This is a genomic window from Xenorhabdus koppenhoeferi (genome assembly GCF_900116635.1).
Classification (GTDB): domain Bacteria; phylum Pseudomonadota; class Gammaproteobacteria; order Enterobacterales; family Enterobacteriaceae; genus Xenorhabdus; species Xenorhabdus koppenhoeferi.
The window spans coordinates 64,722-84,515 of sequence record NZ_FPBJ01000006.1 but is presented as its reverse complement, the minus strand read 5'-3'; the positions used below and the strand labels follow the sequence as shown (position 1 = coordinate 84,515).

15 protein-coding genes are annotated in these 19,794 nt (G+C 44.9%); 11 read left to right on the top strand and 4 right to left on the bottom strand.

Features of this window, described 5'->3' with window-relative positions; all coding sequences use genetic code 11:
* The first annotated feature begins 2 nt into the window (after positions 1-2).
* The 3 genes from astB to BM329_RS03400 all read left to right on the top strand — a co-directional run bounded on the left by astB (position 3) and on the right by BM329_RS03400 (position 3,895).
* Entirely contained in the window at positions 3-1,346 is a 1,344-nt protein-coding gene (gene astB / locus BM329_RS03410; RefSeq protein ID WP_092548921.1) for an N-succinylarginine dihydrolase, read from the top strand.
* Positions 1,347-1,358: 12 nt separating this feature from the next.
* Positions 1,359-2,375: a succinylglutamate desuccinylase gene (astE, locus tag BM329_RS03405; protein ID WP_092548918.1), complete on the top strand. Its 1,017-nt coding sequence runs from the start codon at positions 1,359-1,361 to the stop codon at positions 2,373-2,375.
* Positions 2,376-2,470: 95 nt separating this feature from the next.
* A complete protein-coding gene (locus BM329_RS03400) occupies positions 2,471-3,895 on the top strand; it encodes an amino acid permease (RefSeq protein WP_092548915.1) in 1,425 nt (474 codons plus the stop codon).
* A 157-nt stretch (positions 3,896-4,052) separates the two neighbouring features.
* Here BM329_RS03400 and pta read toward each other — a convergent pair whose 3' ends face one another.
* Together pta and ackA are read right to left on the bottom strand one after the other, a co-directional pair.
* Positions 4,053-6,197: a phosphate acetyltransferase gene (pta, locus tag BM329_RS03395; RefSeq protein WP_092548911.1), complete on the bottom strand. Its 2,145-nt coding sequence runs from the start codon at positions 6,195-6,197 to the stop codon at positions 4,053-4,055.
* 60 nt (positions 6,198-6,257) lie between these two features.
* Positions 6,258-7,460 (bottom strand): acetate kinase, encoded by a 1,203-nt coding sequence (gene ackA, locus BM329_RS03390; RefSeq protein WP_092548908.1) that lies wholly within the window; start codon positions 7,458-7,460, stop codon positions 6,258-6,260.
* Between the two features lie 259 nt (positions 7,461-7,719).
* On the opposite strand from ackA, the gene yfbV reads away from it, so the two are divergent.
* Entirely contained in the window at positions 7,720-8,175 is a 456-nt protein-coding gene (yfbV, locus tag BM329_RS03385; RefSeq protein ID WP_092548905.1) for a terminus macrodomain insulation protein YfbV, read from the top strand.
* 183 nt (positions 8,176-8,358) lie between these two features.
* Positions 8,359-10,188 carry an SLC13 family permease gene (locus BM329_RS03380; protein WP_092548902.1) on the top strand — a complete coding sequence of 610 codons (1,830 nt, stop codon included), beginning with the start codon at positions 8,359-8,361 and terminating at the stop codon, positions 10,186-10,188.
* A gap of 62 nt (positions 10,189-10,250) precedes the next feature.
* Here the strand turns inward: BM329_RS03380 and yfbR are convergent, their stop codons facing one another.
* Together yfbR and BM329_RS03370 are read right to left on the bottom strand one after the other, a co-directional pair.
* Entirely contained in the window at positions 10,251-10,832 is a 582-nt protein-coding gene (gene yfbR / locus BM329_RS03375; RefSeq protein ID WP_092548899.1) for a 5'-deoxynucleotidase, read from the bottom strand.
* Positions 10,833-11,091: 259 nt separating this feature from the next.
* Complete coding sequence (locus tag BM329_RS03370; protein WP_092548896.1) at positions 11,092-12,306, bottom strand: pyridoxal phosphate-dependent aminotransferase; 1,215 nt, start codon at positions 12,304-12,306, stop codon at positions 11,092-11,094.
* 796 nt (positions 12,307-13,102) lie between these two features.
* Here BM329_RS03370 and hexA point away from each other — a divergent pair.
* The 6 genes from hexA (at position 13,103) to nuoF (ending at position 19,736) form a co-directional block, all read left to right on the top strand.
* The gene (gene hexA, locus BM329_RS03365; protein ID WP_092548892.1) at positions 13,103-14,104 is read left to right on the top strand and encodes a transcriptional regulator HexA; all 1,002 of its coding nucleotides are present in this window, start codon (positions 13,103-13,105) and stop codon (positions 14,102-14,104) included.
* A gap of 715 nt (positions 14,105-14,819) precedes the next feature.
* Positions 14,820-15,263, top strand: a complete 444-nt coding sequence (locus BM329_RS03360; RefSeq protein ID WP_092548889.1) for an NADH-quinone oxidoreductase subunit A — start codon at positions 14,820-14,822, stop codon at positions 15,261-15,263.
* Between the two features lie 15 nt (positions 15,264-15,278).
* Positions 15,279-15,953: a NuoB/complex I 20 kDa subunit family protein gene (locus BM329_RS03355; protein WP_092548886.1), complete on the top strand. Its 675-nt coding sequence runs from the start codon at positions 15,279-15,281 to the stop codon at positions 15,951-15,953.
* 74 nt (positions 15,954-16,027) lie between these two features.
* Positions 16,028-17,827: an NADH-quinone oxidoreductase subunit C/D gene (nuoC, locus tag BM329_RS03350; protein ID WP_177216175.1), complete on the top strand. Its 1,800-nt coding sequence runs from the start codon at positions 16,028-16,030 to the stop codon at positions 17,825-17,827.
* 2 nt (positions 17,828-17,829) lie between these two features.
* Positions 17,830-18,375 (top strand): NADH-quinone oxidoreductase subunit NuoE, encoded by a 546-nt coding sequence (gene nuoE, locus BM329_RS03345; RefSeq protein WP_092548879.1) that lies wholly within the window; start codon positions 17,830-17,832, stop codon positions 18,373-18,375.
* Positions 18,372-19,736: an NADH-quinone oxidoreductase subunit NuoF gene (nuoF, locus tag BM329_RS03340; RefSeq protein ID WP_092548876.1), complete on the top strand. Its 1,365-nt coding sequence runs from the start codon at positions 18,372-18,374 to the stop codon at positions 19,734-19,736. The genes nuoE and nuoF overlap by 4 nt, the downstream gene beginning before the upstream one ends.
* Positions 19,737-19,794 lie beyond the last annotated feature (58 nt).

Below are 19,794 nucleotides of genomic sequence, written 5' to 3'. Positions count from 1 at the left end.
TTATGTCGGGAATTGAAGCAAATTTTGATGGTCTGGTGGGGATGACTCACAATTACGCTGGGTTGTCGACAGGCAATGAGGCTGCCATGAATCATAAGGGGCAGGAATCTAACCCCCGCAAAGCCGCACTTCAGGGATTGATGAAAATGAAGGCGCTGTCTGATATGGGATTGGTGCAGGGGGTTTTGCCCCCACAACAGCGTCCCTGTCTTCCGGCATTGCGGCAATTAGGATTTACGGGGAGTGATGGGCAGATATTGAACAAAGCAGCACGATATTCACTCCCGTTACTGGCCAGCCTCAGCTCTGCATCTTCTATGTGGACAGCCAATGCAGCAACTGTATCACCTTCGGCTGATAGTGCTGACCAGCATGTTCACTTTACTGTGGCCAATTTGAATAACAAGCAGCACCGTTCGCTTGAAAGCACGACCACTGCACGGGCGCTGAAAGCCGTTTTTCCGGATCAGGATTGTTTTGTCCACCATGACCCTTTGCCGCAACATGCAGATTGGGGCGATGAGGGAGCAGCGAATCACAACCGTTTTTGCGCTGAATATGGTGAAGCGGGTGTGCAGTTATTTGTTTATGGCCGCAAAGCCTTGCAGGACGGCATTGGGCCTAAACATTATCCCGCCAGGCAGACGTTGGAAGCCAGCCAGGCTGTTGCTCGTTTACATCAACTTGAAGAAGCGAGAACCGTATTTGCCCAGCAAAACCCGGTTGCCATTGATGGTGGTGTCTTTCATAACGATGTGATTTCTGTCAGTAACCGCAATGTGTTTTTTTATCACCAGCAGGCTTTTCTGAATCAACAGTCGGTATTAACTGAACTCAGGGAAAAAATGGCCCGGTTGGGGCAGACATTAATAACGGTTGAAGTCCCGACAGAACAAGTCTCCATTCAGGATGCTGTGGAGTCCTATCTTTTTAACAGCCAGTTACTGAGCCAACCCGACGGCAACATGATGCTGATTCTGCCGGAAGAGTGCCGTCAAAATCATCATGTTTCAGCCTATTTGCAAAAGTTGATTGCAGGGGGAAACGCGCCTATCAATAAACTTCATTTCTTTGATTTGCGGGAAAGCATGCACAACGGGGGAGGGCCTGCTTGTCTGCGGCTTCGGGTCGTCTTGAACGAAAAAGAGCTGGCAGCAGTGAATCAGGCGGTTCTGATGACACCAGAACGGTATCAGCGTCTGACTTCATGGATTGAACGCCATTATCGTGATTCTCTGTATGCGGCTGATCTGGCTGATCCACAATTATTGAATGAAGTTTACAGCGCACTTGATGAACTGACACAAATCCTCAGACTCGGTTCAATCTATGATTTTCAGCGCTAATCAGGAGATGAGATGGATTTACTGAATTTATTGCTTGAAAACAAAATTGAAAATACCTTGTATTTTCCGCCAAATATCAAGTCATCCTGGTTAGTGGAAGGCGTATTACAGTTATTTCCGGAAGAACAGCCGGTTCCAGAAAAACAATCACAAACGCTTTCACAGGAGAAAAATACCGATACGCTGATCATTTCAGCCGGAATACATGGTAATGAAACTGCGCCTGTGGAAATACTGCTTCAACTATTGTCACAATTGGCTCAGGGAAACCTGCCGTTACAACATAATCTCCTGTTGATCTTCGGTAACTTACCTGCCATGCGTGAGGGGCTGCGGTATCTCGATAATGATCTTAATCGCATGTTTGGCGGTCGCTATAAAAATTTTCCGGCAGGGAATGAGACACGCCGTGCGATAGAGCTGGAAGCAGTTGTCCACCAATTCCTTAGCCAGCCCGCAATCATGGCATCAGAGAGACGCAGGCACCTCGATCTCCATACAGCGATTCGGGGTTCCTGTCATGAGCAATTTGCTCTGTTGCCGTACCAAACACGTGAATATGCTGCTGATTTTTTACAATGGCTGGAAGCTAGTGATATTGATGCCGTGGTATTTCATAATGCAGTGGGAGGAACGTTCAGCCACTTTACCAGCGAATATTTCAATGCAGACAGTTGCACACTGGAGATAGGCAAGGCATTGCCTTTTGGGCAAAACGATCTGGCAAGATTCAGTAACATAACCGAAGCCTTACGGAATTTGGTCGCGGGTTCATTTATTGTTAAACGGAATAAACCCGCGCTCAAATGTTATCGTGTGGTTGATGCGATTATCAAACAACATGATAACTTCCGGCTGAATATCCCAGAGGATACGAAAAATTTTACCGTTTTGGCGGAGGGTTTCGAAATTGCCAGTCAGCATAATCACTCCTGGAAAATAGCCTCTCCTGCAAATTTTATTCTGTTCCCTAATGCCCATGTTGCTATTGGGTTGCGGGCGGGTCTATTGCTGGCGCAATTAACGTAATCAATCCAGATATACCTAATCGGTTTCGGGCCGTAGTTCATAAGACTGCGGTTTGAAAGACAAAAAATATAAAAATAAAATCATAGAGGTCCTTGATGACGAGATCACTAAAAACATCTGCGGAGCAATCCGCAGGTGCCCAAAAACTCCACCGTGGATTAGGTAGACGTCATATTCAATTGATCGCAATTGGTGGAGCCATTGGTACTGGTTTATTTATGGGGACGGGGAAAACTATAGCAGTATCAGGGACTTCAATTATTCTGACTTATCTGCTGATTGGTTTTTTTGCTTTCATGGTCATGCGGGCAATGGGAGAATTGTTGCTCACTAAATTGGATTACCGGACATTCGCTGATTTCGTAGCAGATTATCTGGGGAACAAAGCCAGCTATTTTTTGGGCTGGACCTATTGGATGAGTTGGATTGTCAGTTGCATAGCAGATGTTGTGGTTTGTGGCGGTTATATCCGGTATTGGTTCCCGGACAGCTATCTTTGGTTAACGGCACTGTTTGTTTTGGGACTGATGTGCTTTTGTAACTTTTTCTCTGTACGGTTATTTGGTGAAGCTGAATTCTGGTTTGCCATGATCAAAGTGGTGGCGATAGTTGCCTTAATTATCGTTGGCGTGGGCATGGTGTTTGTGGGATGGACTTCACCCAATGGCGTGACAGCTTCTGTACGTCATTTGACGGAACCTGAAGTATTTCTGCCAAATGGTCTATTTGGTTTTTTTGCCGGTTTTCAGATTGCCATTTTCTCTTTTACCGGTATTGAGCTGGTCGGTACTGTGACGGCTGAAACCAAAGAGCCGGAGAAAGTTTTACCGAAAGCCATCAACAGCATTCCCATCAGAGTCATTATTTTTTACGTACTTTCCATGATGTGTATTATTGCTGTCACTTCCTGGCCTCATATTTCACCGGAAATGAGTCCGTTTGTGACATTGTTTGCATTGGCTGGATTACCTGCTGCGGCTGCGGTGATTAACTTTGTGGCACTGACTTCGGCGATGTCTTCAGCAAACAGTGGCCTATACGCCTGCACTCGAATGCTTTATGGCCTGTCTACAGAGAAACTGGCTCATTATAAATTCGGGCAACTTTCGATAAGCAGTGCTGTTCCTATATTCAGCCTGATATTTTCTGTTATCTGCATGGCAAGCGGTGTATTTCTGCTGTTTATCATTCCCGATGTGATGAAATTATTCACTATTGTTACAACTGTCGCCGCTATCATGGTCATTTACAGTTGGTGCATGATATTGCTTGCTTATCTGGCTTATCGTAAGAAACGCCCTGATTTACATAAAAAATCCATTTATAAAATGCCAATGGGTATTCCCATGACATGGTGTACGTTGATATTTTTTGCCTTTACGGTAGTGATTATGGTATTTGATTATGAGACCCGTATTGCGTTATATGGCACACCTGTGTGGTTTGTGATATTAGAAGTCTTGTGGCGAATCAGAAAACGTCAAGAACAGCAAGCAGAATGGAAAGAAACAGAAAAATAAATTTAATAAATTCTCTAAACCTGATTATTGTTATACCCTCGTAAAATCTCACCTATACTCGAACCTCGAACGTATACTGCTAAAGCCATAACAAAAAAATACCTCCATGCTAAAAGCATGGAGGTATTTCGTGTGACTAATTTATTCTGTTAGAAAATCAAGCGATTTCTTGCTGAGTTGCCTGAATTGCAGTCAAGGCAACGGTATAAACGATGTCATCAACTAATGCACCACGAGACAGGTCATTAACAGGTTTGCGCATACCTTGCAGCATTGGCCCGATAGAAACCAGATCCGCAGAGCGTTGTACTGCTTTGTAAGTGGTGTTACCTGTGTTCAGGTCTGGGAAGATGAACACGGTCGCCTGACCAGCAACCGGTGAGTTTGGCGCTTTGGATTTTGCCACGTCTGCCATGATAGCGGCATCGTACTGCAATGGTCCGTCAATGATCAGATCCGGGCGTTTTTCTTGTGCCAGACGGGTTGCTTCACGAACTTTTTCAACATCGCTGCCCGCACCAGAGTTACCGGTGGAATAGGAGATCATGGCAACGCGTGGTTCAATACCAAATGCTTTTGCAGAGTCAGCTGACTGGATAGCGATTTCAGACAGTTGTTCTGCGGTTGGATCTGGGTTGATTGCACAGTCTCCGTAAACCAGTACTTGTTCCGGTAGCAGCATAAAGAAGACTGAAGAAACCAGTGAACTGTTTGGCGCGGTTTTGATCAGCTGCAATGGCGGACGAATGGTGTTAGCGGTAGTATGAACTGCGCCGGAGACCAGACCGTCAACTTCGTTTTGTTCCAGCATCAGGGTGCCCAGAACAACGTTGTCTTCCAGTTGTTCACGAGCAGCAACTTCGGTCATGCCTTTGTTCTTGCGCAATTCAACCAGACGCGGAACATAATGCTCACGTACTGCTGCCGGGTTAACGATTTCAATACCAGCACCCAGTTCAACGCCCTGAGCGGCCGCCACACGGCGAATTTCTTCTGGATCACCCAACAGGATACATTCAGCAATGCCCCGCTCAGCACAGATAGCCGCTGCTTTGACGGTACGTGGTTCGTCGCCTTCTGGCAGAACGATACGCTTGCCGGCCTGACGAGCCAGTTCGGTCAGTTCATAACGGAATGCTGGTGGAGACAGGCGGTTTGGACGCTCTGAAGCCGCAGCCAGAGAATCTATCCACTCGCTGCTGATGTGTTGTGCAACGTAGTTTTGTACTTTTTCGATACGTTCGTGGTCATCTGCTGGAACTTCCAGACTGAAACTTTGCAGGTTCAGAGAAGTCTGCCATGTATTGGTGTTCACGGTGAAAACTGGCAGGCCGGTGCTGAATGCACGTTCACACAGTTCACGGATAGAATCATCAATTGAGTAACCACCAGTCAGTAAGACTGCGCCAACTTCGACACCATTCATGGCAGCCAGACATGCAGTGATCAGGACATCAGGGCGGTCAGCGGAAGTTACCAGCAAAGAACCCGGACGGAAGTACTCCAGCATATTAGGAATACTGCGGGCACAGAAAGTCACGGACTTAATGCGGCGGCTTTCAATAGCACCTTCATTGATGATGTCTGCTTTCAGGTGCTTAGCCATATCAATTGCACGGGTGGCGATCAGGTCGAAACTCCATGGAATGCAGCCGAGAATGGGCAGTGGGCTATTTTTGAAAATGGTTTTCGGATCGACATAAGCAACAGTTGCTTTAGTCGATTCGTCAAAAATTTCGGACAAATCTGGACGAGTGCGGCCTTGGTCATCAACAGGTGCATTCAGTTTGTTAACAATAACACCGATGATATTTTGGTTCTTGATACCACCATATTCTGCACGGCTCAGCTCAATACGCTCTTTCAGCTGTTCCGGGGAATTAGTGCCCAACGCAGTAACAAATACGATTTCAGCGTTCAGTGTTTTGGCGATTTCATAGTTCAGGGATTGAGCAAACGGATGTTTGCGAGTCGGAACCAGGCCTTCAATCAGAACAACTTCTGCATTTTTGGTATTTTCGTGGTAACGCGCCACGATCTCTTCCATCAGCACGTCTTTTTTGTTGGTGGTCAGCAGAGATTCCACGTGTGCCATATCCATAGGTTCCGCAGCATAAATGCTGGAGTGTGAACGGATAATGGAAGTAGTCTGATCCTGAGAACCAGTCTGACGTGGTTGTGCGATAGGTTTGAAAACGCTCAGACGAACGCCTTTTTGCTCCATGGAGCGAATAACGCCCAAACTGACACTGGTTAAACCAACGCTAGTGCCGGTAGGGATTAGCATAATTGTACGGGACACGGAAACCTCTTTAACGGTTGCTCGTCAGTCAATAAAGATGACTCAATGCGATATGGTATATTATGCGGTCAGGCGTGCTGAATCCTGAGCGATTACCAACTCTTCATTGGTTGGGATAACCAAAGCAGGGCAGCTGTTATCAGTAGTGATAACGCCTGATTTGCCAAAGCGCGCAACAAGGTTACGCTCGTGATCATATTCGAAGCCCAGCAGAGCAATTTTCTTAATGGTCAGTTCACGTACCAGTGCGGAGTTTTCGCCAATACCGCCGGTGAAGATGATTGCATCCAGACGGCCTTCCATCAGTGCGCTGTAAGCACCGATGTACTTAGCGAGACGGTGGCAGTAAACGTTCATGGCACGTTTAGCTTCAGCTTTGGTTTCGTAGTTATCTTCCACGTAACGGCAGTCACTGGTCACTTCGGTCAGACCCTGGAAGCCAGACTCTTTGGTCAGCAGAGTATTGATCTGAGCCACAGTCATGCCCATCGCATCGTGCAGGTGGAATATGATAGCTGGATCGATGTCACCACTACGGGTACCCATAACCAGACCTTCCAGTGGCGTCAGACCCATAGAAGTATCAACACACTGGCCGTTAACAATCGCAGAAACAGAACCACCATTGCCCAGATGGCAGGTGATGATGTTCAGCTCTTCAACTGGTTTGTTCAGAGCCTTGGCTGCTTCACGGGAAACGTAGAAGTGGCTGGTACCGTGTGCGCCGTAACGACGGATTCCATGCTCTTTGTACAGGTTATAAGGCAGTGCATACAGGTAGGCTTCTTCAGGCATAGTCTGATGGAATGCGGTGTCAAATACAGCAATATTTCTCTCAACCAGATGAGGGAATGCTTTTTTCGCTTCTGCAATACCGATCAGGTGAGCAGGGTTGTGCAGTGGTGCGAATGGGATCGCTGCTTCAATGCCTTCGATAACTTCATAGGTGATAATCACGGATGAAGTGAATTTCTCGCCACCATGCACGATACGGTGACCGATGGCTGAAATTTGTGCGGAAAGTTCTGGCTTTTCATCCAAGATAGTATTAACAATGAAGTTCAGCGCTTCGCTGTGTGCTGCGCCGGCACCTAAAGCAGCTTCATTTTTCGCGCCATCCATTTTCCATTTAATACGGGCTTCAGGCAGGTTAAAGCACTCTGCTAAACCAGAAAGATATTCTTCACCATTGGAAGGATCGATGATAGCGAATTTCAGGGAGGAGCTACCGCAATTAAGAACCAGTACCAGCTTACTTGACATGGAAATACCTATTATCTTGTTGTGATCTAATCTTAAATAAGAACAATGTTAAAAAAATAATTTATTAACAAACGAACCTGATTGTTGCTAAAAAGGCCAAAATTTCTGTTTTGCTGCTGTAACAACATAAAAGTCTGTGTAGGATACCGTTTGCTAGCAATAAAGACAAAATATACTTAATAGTATTAATACTACAAAAAAGATTTTATCTTTTGTAGGGATTTTTTAAAAACTATACCTTTAATTGATTGAGGTCATGATGAATACGACTCCCCCTGTCAACCAAGGTTGGTTTAAGCGAATGCAGTCAGGGCAGCGATATCTGAAAACATGGCCACTGGAAAAGCAGCTTGCACCTGTGTTTCCAGAAAACCGTGTGATTAAGGCAACTCGCTTTGGCATTCGTTTTATGCCGCCATTGGCAATTTTTACGCTGACATGGCAAATTGCACTGAGTGGGCAGTTAGGCCCATCGGTTGCAACGGCATTGTTTGCTTGTAGTTTACCGCTGCAAGGATTGTGGTGGCTGGGAAAACGAGCAGCAACACCTTTGCCGGAAGGATTGCTGAAATGGTTTTATGAAATCCGGGAAAAGTTTGCGGAAGCAGGAATAGCAATGGCACCTGTGGAAAATGTTCCCACTTATTTCTCGTTGGCTGAATTGCTTAAACGTGCATTCAAGCAGTTGGACAACTCTTTTCTTTACGCTGATTGATTCACTATCTATTGGGTGCCCAGAAGCTGGGATTGCTGCCAGAAGAATGTAAAGATAACGCAAGGGCATATACCAAAAATCAGGGAGTTTATTGATCGCAACGTGGGATTTTCCTTGATAAAAATGGTCTACTTACTCTATTAACGTTTGTATCGTTCAAAGGTATCGTTGATAGGGGCCAGATTGAATAGCGAACTGTTGTGGGTATTAACCCTGTTATTAATAGCCATTGTGCTTTTCACCACCAATAAAGTCAGAATGGATGTTGTGGCTTTATTGGTGATCATCGCATTTGTCTTGAGTGGCACTCTGACATTAAGTGAAGCCACTGTCGGTTTCAGTGATCCCAATGTGTTGTTGATTGCCGCTCTGTTCATTATTGGCGAAGGGCTGGTGAGGACAGGTGTTGCCTATCAGATGGGGGACTGGCTGGTTCGTGTTGCTGGCAACAGTGAAACCAAGATGCTGGTTTGGTTAATGCTCTCGGTTGCTGGACTGGGAGCTTTCATGAGTTCAACCGGGGTTGTGGCAATCTTCATTCCTGTTGTTTTAAGCGTGGCAACCAGAATGAAAACTTCTCCGGGACGGCTGATGATGCCATTGGGGTTTGCAGGTTTAATCAGTGGCATGATGACATTGGTTGCTACGCCGCCCAATATGGTTGTCAATAGTGAACTGGTGCGTGAAGGTCTGCGGGGCTTTGATTTTTTCTCCATTACACCGATAGGTATTTTAGTGTTGCTGGCAGGTGTGGTTTATATGTTGCTCGCCCGTCGCTGGCTGGGAGGAGAAACTCAGCAGACAGTAGACGAACGCTATCATCGCACATTTCGTGATTTGATCCGTGACTATAAATTATCGGGTCGCGCCCGTCGTCTTGCCATTCGTCAAAATTCACCCTTGATTGGTCACTCACTGGATGAACTGAAATTACGTGCCCGTTATGGTGCTAACGTTATTGGTATTGAACGCTGGCGTAAGTTCCGCAGAGTGATTATTGCAGCCACCGGGAATATTGAGTTTCAGCGGCAAGATGTTCTGCTGGTGGATATGTCTGAAAGTGATATCGATTTACGGGAATTTTGTAGTGAGCAGAAGCTAGAACCGATGGTATTACGCGGGGAATATTTTTCATCGCAATCCCGCGATGTTGGTATGGCTGAAATTTCTGTGATACCTGAATCGGATTTATTGGGGCAATCCTTGCGTAGCATGAAATTCCGTACACGCTATAGCCTTAATGTGGTAGGTATCCGCCGTGGTGGCAAGGCGCTGGAAGGGAAATTAGTCGATGAACCTTTGTTGCTTGGTGATATGTTGCTGGTAATTGGCGACTGGAGGCTGGTTCGTGCATTGAAAACGAAAACACCGGATTTTATTGTCCTGAATTTACCTGCCGAGGTAGAAAGCGCCGCTCCCGCTGCATCACAGGCACCTCATGCGCTGTTTTGCCTTGCCTTGATGGTTGCCATGATGCTGACCAATGAAATTCCAAACTTTATTGCTGCGCTGATTGCTTGTCTGCTGATGGGCAAATTTCGCTGTATTGATATGGAGAGCGCTTATCGGGCAATCCACTGGCCGAGTATTATTTTGATTGTCGGCATGATGCCTTTTGCGCTGGCATTGCAGAAAACGGGAGGCATTGAGCTAATCGTCCGTGGATTAATGGATATTGCAGGCGATATGGGACCGAAGGTGATGCTGATGTGTCTGTTTGTGCTTTGTGCTGTCATCGGGTTGTTTATTTCCAATACCGCGACGGCGGTATTAATGGCACCGATTGCCATTGCAGCAGCAAACCAGATGTCTGTTTCCCCACTGCCTTTTGCGATGATTATTGGTGTAGCAGCATCGGCGGCATTTATGACACCTGTTTCATCTCCCGTTAATACATTGATACTGGGGCCCGGGGGATATCGATTTGCAGATTTTCTGAAGATTGGTATACCTTTCACATTTATTGTCATGGGAATTAGCATCGCGATTATTCCGGTACTTTTTCCATTTTAATGCTTCGGTATCTGATAGTTTTTAGCACAACCGAGCAAATTGTTAGCTGAACGAAACTAGGTTCATAGGCTGATTTCATCAAGAGAGAGGCTGAAACTGGGTACAAATATATCCATAAAATAATCCATTTCTTCGCTGTGGCGTTTTGTTAACGTTTTTTCCAGACGGGTTTTGGCTTGATTGAACTCGCTATTGCCTGCCGAAAGTTCTTCAAGACATTTTAAGTAAGCACATAACGCATCTGCCTGCTTGATAATACTGTTTTCTTCTTCGGTATGATGGTGTGCATCCAGAATAGGGCGAAAATCATCCTGCAATTCAACCGGTAACATATCCAGTAATTTTTTCTGAGCGATTTTTTCTATTTGCTTGTATTCATGAGCAATTTGCGGATTGTAATACTTAATTGGAGTGGGTAAATCCCCTGTAATTACTTCACTGGCATCGTGATACATTGCGAGCAGAGCTATTCGTTCTGCATTGACATTGCCGTTGAATTTACGATTTTTGATTACTGCCAGTGCGTGTGCGACAAAAGCAACCTGCAAACTGTGCTCTGAAACATTTTCTGTACGCACATTTCGCATAAGCGGCCAACGGTTGATTAATTTTAGGCGGGATATCTGGGCGAAAAAATGGCTCATAATATTCTCTTACAGCGGGATCATGTGATTAATTGTGGGCGGACGGAGAAGGGAAGTAAACCTATTTTAGTATTAAATTTGTATTAAATTTCTCCGAAATATCCCTTTTATCTTTTAATCTGTAATTTGAAAAATAGCGAAAATATTCATTTCTGAAAAATTAGTTTACGAAAAAATAGAGATCAGTAAGAAATAAGAGCCTATTTCATTATAGTATTAATATTTATTGAAATAGGCATCTGAATGATTAATGTTCTGGTTATTGGCGATAGTTACCAATAAAACGAGCAAACTTCTCAATGGCCATTTGCAAGTCAGTTACATGCGGCAGTGTAACGATGCGGAAATGATCGGGTTCCGGCCAGTTAAATGCAGTACCCTGAACCAGTAAAACCTTTTCCTGTAGTAAGAGGTCTAATACCATTTTCTGGTCATCATGAATATTAAAACGTTTGGTGTCTATTTTCGGGAACATATAGAGTGCACCCATTGGTTTTACGCAGGAAACACCGGGGATTTGGTTAATCAATTCCCATGCGCGGTTGCGTTGCTCATAGAGTCGGCCACCTGGAAAAATAAATTCACTGATACTTTGATAGCCACCCAACGCTGTTTGAATAGCGTGTTGCATCGGTACGTTGGCACACAGGCGCATTGATGCCAGCATTTCCAACCCTTCAATATAATCTTTGGCCTGTTTTTTCGGGCCATTCAATATCATCCAGCCCTGACGAAAACCGGCAACACGATAAGTCTTTGACAGACCATTAAAGGTCACAGTAAAGAGGTCAGGCGCTAGTGTTGCAATAGAGTGATGCTGGGCATCATCGTAAAGAATTTTGTCGTAAATCTCATCGGCAAAAATAATCAGATTATGCTGGCGGGCTATTTCCACTATTTCAAGCAGTAATTCCTTACTATATACCGCACCGGTTGGATTGTTCGGGTTAATAATAACAATGCCACGAGTACGCGGAGTAATTTTACGGCGGATATCATCTAAATCAGGAAACCAGCCTCGCTGTTCATCACACAGGTAATGGACGGCATTACCGCTGGAAAGTGACACCGCCGCAGTCCAAAGAGGATAATCAGGCGCAGGAACCAGCATTTCGTCACCTGTATTCAACAGGGCTTGCATGGATTGAACAATAAGTTCAGAAACACCATTGCCAATAAATATATCTTCAACGGTAACATCCAGCATATTTCTGGCTTGATAATGCTGCATGATTGCCTTGCGCGCAGAATATAGCCCTTTTGAATCTGAGTAACCTTGGGCTGTCGGCAGGTTGCGGATAACATCGACTAAAATTTCATCTGGTGCTTCGAAGCCAAATGGAGCCGGATTACCAATGTTTAATTTCAGAACCTTATTGCCTTCTTCTTCAAGTCGTTTGGCTTCTTTGAGGGTATTCCCCCGGATGTCGTAACAGACATTATCTAATTTGCTGGATTTATTAATTGAAAACATAAGGTGCCTTAACCTCTCGGCAAAATGGATGATACCCGGCATAAAAATTGTAATGATTAATGTACTCTTCTCGTTCTGTCTTTTGAAGAGACTTTGATATCTTTGGTTAAAACGGTTGTTTTAAGAATAAATGCATTAGTTTGCTCTCTGAAATAATGTTATATATTAGTATATTACTCTTTTTGTTTATATTATGCAGGGATCTTATTCTTTATAATGGCGGGTTTTTAGTTTGCACAAAGTAAGCAGGATGACATTTTGACGGTGGTGTTTTCGTGAACTTGTTCAATAAATCTCGAATTGTCAATAAAAGTAAGAAGGTTTGTATAATGTATTCTTATAATTTATCTTTGTTGACGTAAAATTAATTTAGGTTTTATAACATGATACTTCGATAATCTTTTTGAGTTTTTATCCATAACATTTTGAGGCTTATTCAATGAGAATGCTGAATTATTAATAATTCTAATATTATTTTATTGTTTTAAGTTTTCCTAATTCAGGTTACGTTGTTCTTTGAAGCAAGCCAGAAAAAGGATATTTGTACTGGAATTTAGTGATTATGTGATGTAAATAGGGTTTTATATCTAATTTATTTTTGGATTGCATAAATTTTGTTAAGCAAAGGAGAAAATAAAACCCCATGATGATCTAAATAGTAAAAAAGTTCAGTAAACCTTTGCCCTATTTAATAGAGTAGAGTAATGTCACAATCGGTATTATTTTATTTGATACTGCTGAAGTAAAAACACCAGGTTAGTTAGTAATTAAAATCAAAAAAAGTGATGAATAAACAATGATAAATGCAAATCGTCAGATAATAAACCTCGATCTCGATCTGCTAAGAACTTTTGTTGCCGTTGCTGACTTAAATACTTTTGCAGCAGCAGCAGCAGCTGTTTCTAGAACGCAATCGGCTGTGAGTCAGCAAATGCAGCGGTTAGAGCATCTTGTGGGGAGAGAATTATTTGCTCGCCACGGGCGTAATAAGCTTCTGACTGAGCATGGGCTTCAACTTCTTGGTTATGCACGTCAGATCCTCCGTGCCAATGACGATGCAACAGCATCATTAACTTACAATGATGCAGACGGTGAATTAAGAATAGGTGTATCAGATGACGCCGTTGATACGCTTCTTCCTTTCTTATTGAACCGTATTGCCTCCGTCTATCCACGTGTCGCTGTTGATGTGCGGATTAAACGCGCTCAATTTATTGAAAGCATGCTGGATAACCATGAGATTGATTTGGCATTAACCACAACGAAAATTAACCAACATCCTAAAACAATTCTACGTTCTTCCCCTGTTTTATGGCACTGTGCGCCAGATTTCCAATTGCAAACTAACGAACCCGTGCCGTTGGTTGTAATGGATGAAACTAACCCATTCCGTCAGATAGCTCTGGATACACTGGATATGGCAGGCATTTCATGGCGCATTGCATATGAAGCAGCCTCCCTGTCTGCTGTTCGTGCGGCTGTGAATGCAGAAGTAGGCATTACTGCCCGCCCTCTGGAAATGCATAATGCAGATCTAAGAATTCTGGGTGAAAGTGAAGGATTACCGCGCTTGCCGGAAATTCAATTTTTCTTATACCGTAACAGTAATGAACAAAATGAATCGGTTCTGACTGTTTTCGATGCAATAGAAAACAAGAAAACATCTTATATCGTAACGTCTGTTGAAGCTGATGAATCCGACGAAATGGATGAATCTATTGACTCCATTGATCTTGTAAAATCAGCTGAATCAGTTGATGAAACCTCCGTCGAAAATGTTGAAGATATAGACGAATAAGCACCATGTGTTTTATAGGCTAATATTTCCATTTTATGTGGAGATATTAGCCTGTTGTTCATTATTTATTAAATAGTCTTCCTCCTCCTGAGTTTTCATTTCCATTTTTTATATTTCCAATCAGAAATAAGCCCTATTAATTTTCCTATCACTTTCGAATTTTAGTTAAAAGAATGTTGTTGTGTTAACAAATTTTATTTTCCTAAATTGATAAAATAAATTTATTTTCAGAAATAACAGCTTTATTGCAGTTAGATAGTTCTTTTTAGAAGCAATTTATTAAGAGTTGAATGATATTCATTCAAGTATTGAATGTTTTTCAGTGAAACTGTGCGTTTGATCATAAAAATACTCTCAGTCTCACAGTGGAAAGACAGGTTTTTCCTGCGATAATGGTATAGTAAAGTCGAGTTATCGGTTAGACTAGTTATGTCAGGTTGTTGTTTTATTACTCTACTGACACGTTTTAGCGGTATATCAGCACAATATGTTAATTAATGGTTTTTCGTTTGTAAATAAATGTGTAAGCGCTTTTGCCGCAGCGGCAAAATATTGTTGAGAGGAATAAAAACCAAGACGATTCAAGCGATGGAAGATATTGATTAGCGCTGTTTCAGATTTGGTTGTTGTCCCTTCCCATGAATCGATGTGGTGCAATACTGCCAGAAAAAAGAGCAGAGACCTTGACGCCACTTTTGATGAGTAAGCAACGAGTATGTCTACATCCACTGGAATTTTAGCCCATAACTGGGCGTTTGCGGTTTTCCTGATAGGTGCCCTTGGTTTGTGTGCGCTCATGTTACTGGGCGGATACTTCATGGGAGGCCGAGCGAAAGCCAGAGCAAAACACGTACCTTATGAATCAGGTATCGATTCTGTCGGTAGTGCTCGTCTCCGCCTGTCGGCGAAGTTTTATCTGGTCGCCATGTTCTTTGTCATCTTCGACGTTGAAGTCCTTTACTTGTATGCATGGGCCGTCTCTATCAAAGAGAGTGGCTGGCTGGGCTTTGCCGAGGCAAGCATTTTCATTTTGGTGCTATTGGCAGGCTTGGTTTATCTGGCGCGCATTGGTGCGTTGGACTGGACGCCAGCACGTTCAAAACGCCAAGTCAGTAAACCTAGTGCTGACACTTATACCAACAACAGTCACATGCAGTAATAGCGAGGCATAAAGATGGATTATACGCTCACCCGCATAGATCCGAACGGTGAGAATGACCGTTATCCCCTGCAAAAACAGGAAATTGTCAGTGATCCCCTGGAGCAGCACGTTCACCGCAGTGTCTATATGGGTAAATTAGAAAATGCGCTACATGACATGGTGAACTGGGGAAGAAAAAACTCTCTGTGGCCTTATAACTTCGGTCTTTCTTGCTGTTATGTGGAAATGGTGACATCGTTTACAGCTGTTCACGATGTTGCTCGCTTTGGGGCAGAAGTGCTGCGGGCATCTCCCCGTCAGGCTGATTTCATGGTGGTTTCCGGAACTTGTTTCGTCAAAATGGCACCGGTCATCCAGCGTCTGTACGACCAAATGCTGGAACCTAAGTGGGTGATCTCAATGGGAGCCTGTGCAAACTCCGGTGGTATGTACGATATTTACTCCGTAGTTCAAGGGGTCGATAAATTTATTCCTGTCGATGTTTATATTCCTGGCTGTCCTCCCCGCCCAGAAGCCTATATGCAGGCTCTGTTGCTGTTGCAGGAGTCTATAGGCAAAGAACGCCGTCCACTGTCATGGGTTGTAGGCGATCAGGGAGTTTACCGCGCAAATATGCAATCAGAAAGAGAACGGAAGCGCGGTGAACGTATTGCAGTGAAAAATCTGCGTACTCCAGACGAAATTTAAGGCTTTTAGCCATATAGCGTAACCAGAGCAATGTGTTGCGATCACAAAAACCTGATCAAGCGTTGTGGTGAAAAATGATGACAGATCAGATAGCGCAAGAAAGCGCACGACCAGCTTGGGAGACACGGGATCACCTTGATGATCCTGTTGTGAGCGAGCTTAATCGTCAATTTGACCCGGATGCCTTTATTGTCCAGTCTACCCGTATCGGTATACCCGTTGTTTGGGTTAAGCGAGGGCAATTACTGGAAGTAATAACGTTTCTGAAAAAGCTGCCCAAACCTTATGTCATGTTGTTTGACTTACATGGTGTTGATGAACGTCAGCGTTCTCATCGGCAAGGGCTGCCAGCTGCCGACTTTTCAGTATTTTATCACTTGATTTCCATTGAGCGTAACCGTGACATTATGTTGAAAGTCGCGCTCGCTGAACAAGACTTGAATATCCCGACCATCACGTCACTTTTCCCGAATGCCAATTGGTATGAGCGTGAAACATGGGAAATGTTCGGCATTACATTCAATGGTCATCCTAATTTACGTCGCATCTTGATGCCACCAACATGGGAAGGTCATCCGCTGCGCAAAGAGTATGCCGCGCGTGCGACGGAATTCGATCCTTTCATTCTGACTAAGCAGAAAGAAGATCTGGAAATGGAAGCCCTGACTTTTAAACCAGAAGAGTGGGGAATGAAGCGTGGCACTGACAATGAGGATTTCATGTTCCTCAATCTCGGCCCGAACCATCCTTCTGCTCACGGTGCATTCCGTATTGTTCTGCAACTTGATGGCGAAGAAATCGTTGATTGCGTACCTGACATTGGCTACCACCACCGTGGCGCCGAAAAAATGGGTGAACGTCAGTCATGGCACAGTTATATACCTTATACCGACCGTATCGAATATCTGGGCGGTTGTGTCAACGAAATGCCTTATGTACTGGCCGTCGAGAAACTGGCTGGCATTGAGGTGCCGGATCGCGTGAAAACTATCCGTGTCATGCTGTCTGAGCTGTTCCGCATCAATAGCCACTTGCTTTATATCAGTACATTCATCCAAGACGTTGGTGCAATGTCCCCCGTCTTCTTTGCCTTTACTGACCGACAGAAAGTTTACGATGTGGTTGAGGCAATTACTGGGTTCCGTATGCATCCGGCGTGGTTCCGTATCGGTGGTGTCGCTCATGACTTACCTCGGGGCTGGGAAAAACTTCTGCGTGAATTGTTGGACTGGCTGCCGAAACGTCTGAATTCCTATGTCAAAACAGCGCTGAAAAACAGCGTCCTGAAAGGACGTTCTGTTGGCGTGGCTGCTTATAATTCTAAACAGGCTCTGGATTGGGGGGTTACCGGAGCGGGGCTGCGTGCAACCGGTATTGGTTTTGACGTGCGTAAATGGCGTCCGTATTCCGGTTATGAAAATTTCGATTTTGAAGTCCCGACAGGCTACAACGGCGATTGCTATGACCGTGTGATGCTGAAAGTGGAAGAAATCCGCCAGAGTATGCGCATCCTTGAACAGTGCCTCAAAAATATGCCGGCAGGGCCATTCAAGGCTGATCACCCGCTGACTACACCGCCGCCGAGAGAGCGTACATTGCAGCATATCGAAACCATGATTAACCACTTCCTGCAAGTGTCATGGGGGCCGGTTATGCCTGCCAATGAATCATTCCAGATGATCGAAGCAACTAAAGGTATCAACAGTTATTACCTGACCAGTGATGGTAGCACCATGAGTTACCGCACCCGCATCCGTACACCAAGTTTTGCGCACTTGCAGCAAATTCCATCGGTGATCCGCGGCAGTCTGGTTTCTGACCTTATCGTCTATCTGGGCAGTATCGATTTTGTTATGTCTGATGTGGATCGCTAACGATGCAAAGTGAATTTAACGCAAACAAGCAAGCACGCCTTGATGTGGTTAACGTAACGGACGCTCAGACACCGGATGAGTTTGTATTGAGTGCTGAAGAACGTGATGCCATTGAGCAGGAAAAACACCACTACGAAGATCCGCGGGCTGCGTCAATTGAGGCGCTGAAAATTGTGCAGAAACAGCGTGGTTGGGTGCCTGATGGCGCCATTTATGCTATTGCTGGGGTGTTGGGTATTCCGGCCAGTGATGTGGAAGGTGTGGCAACATTTTACAGCCAGATTTACCGCCAGCCAGTAGGGCGCCACATTATCCGTTACTGCGACAGCGTTGTGTGTCACATCACGGGTTATGAGGGCATTCAGGCGGCGATAGAATCGCATTTGAACATTCGTCCGGGGCAAACTACGGCAGATGGGCGTTTCACATTGTTGCCAACCTGCTGCCTGGGTAATTGTGACAAAGGACCGACCATGATGGTTGATGAGGACACTCACAGTTACTTAAAACCCGAAGAAATTGAAAAATTACTGGAGCAGTATCCATGACAACGCATTCAGGAGTGAAAGAAATTATCCGCGCAGCGGAAACTCATCCCCTGACATGGCGGTTGCGTGATGACCAGCAACCTGTTTGGTTGGATGAATACCGAAGCAAAAATGGCTACAAGGGCGCTGAAAAAGCACTGAAGGGCATGGCTCCTGATGAAATTACCTCACTGGTGAAAGATGCGGGCTTAAAAGGCCGCGGCGGTGCGGGTTTCTCTACAGGCTTGAAATGGAGCCTGATGCCAAAAGACGAAAGTATGAATATCCGCTATTTGCTGTGTAATGCAGATGAAATGGAACCGGGTACTTACAAAGATCGTCTGTTGATGGAACAACTGCCTCATCTGCTGGTGGAAGGGATGTTAATCAGTGCGTTTGCGCTGAAAGCCTATCGTGGCTACATCTTCCTGCGCGGTGAATATGTCGAATCAGCCGTTCATTTGCGCAGAGCCATTGAAGAAGCCAAGGCTGCGGGATTGCTCGGCAAGAATATTTTAGGGAGTGGCTTTGATTTTGAACTGTTTGTTCATACCGGCGCGGGACGTTATATCTGTGGTGAAGAGACCGCATTGATTAACTCCCTTGAAGGGCGTCGCGCGAATCCCCGTTCAAAACCGCCATTCCCTGCGACATCGGGCGTCTGGGGTAAACCAACTTGTGTCAACAACGTTGAAACCCTGTGCAATGTGCCCGCCATTCTCGAATATGGTAAAGATTGGTATATCGGTTTGAGCGAAGGCAAAAGTAAAGATGCCGGAACTAAATTGATGGGCTTCTCTGGCCGGGTCAGGAATCCGGGTCTTTGGGAACTCCCTTTCGGTACAACAGCCCGTGAAATTCTGGAAGATTACGCAGGTGGTATGCGTGACGGCCTGAAATTCAAAGCATGGCAGCCGGGTGGTGCGGGAACCGATTTTCTGACAGAAGATCACCTTGATCTGCCAATGGATTTCGAAAGTATCGCCAACGCGGGCAGTCGTCTGGGAACTGCACTGGCGATGGCGGTGGATCACGAGATCAATATGGTTTCCTTGACTCGCAACCTTGAAGAGTTTTTTGCTCGTGAATCCTGTGGTTGGTGTACACCATGCCGCGATGGTTTGCCGTGGAGCGTCAAAATTCTCCGGGCCATTGAAAGTGGCAAAGGTCAGCAGGGTGATATCGAAACATTAGAGCAACTCTGCCGTTTCCTCGGTCCAGGAAAAACATTCTGTGCCCATGCGCCAGGTGCCGTAGAGCCTTTGCAGAGTGCCATCAAATATTTCCGTGAAGAATTCGAAGCCGGCATTGTCACTAAAGATTATGGCAATACCAGCCTGATTGCGGGTATTCAACCGAATCTGCTTAAGCAGCGTTGGTAGGATTGATTTTATTTTTTGACTAACGCCTGCTTGCGGCGGGCTACTGGGAAGCATGCTG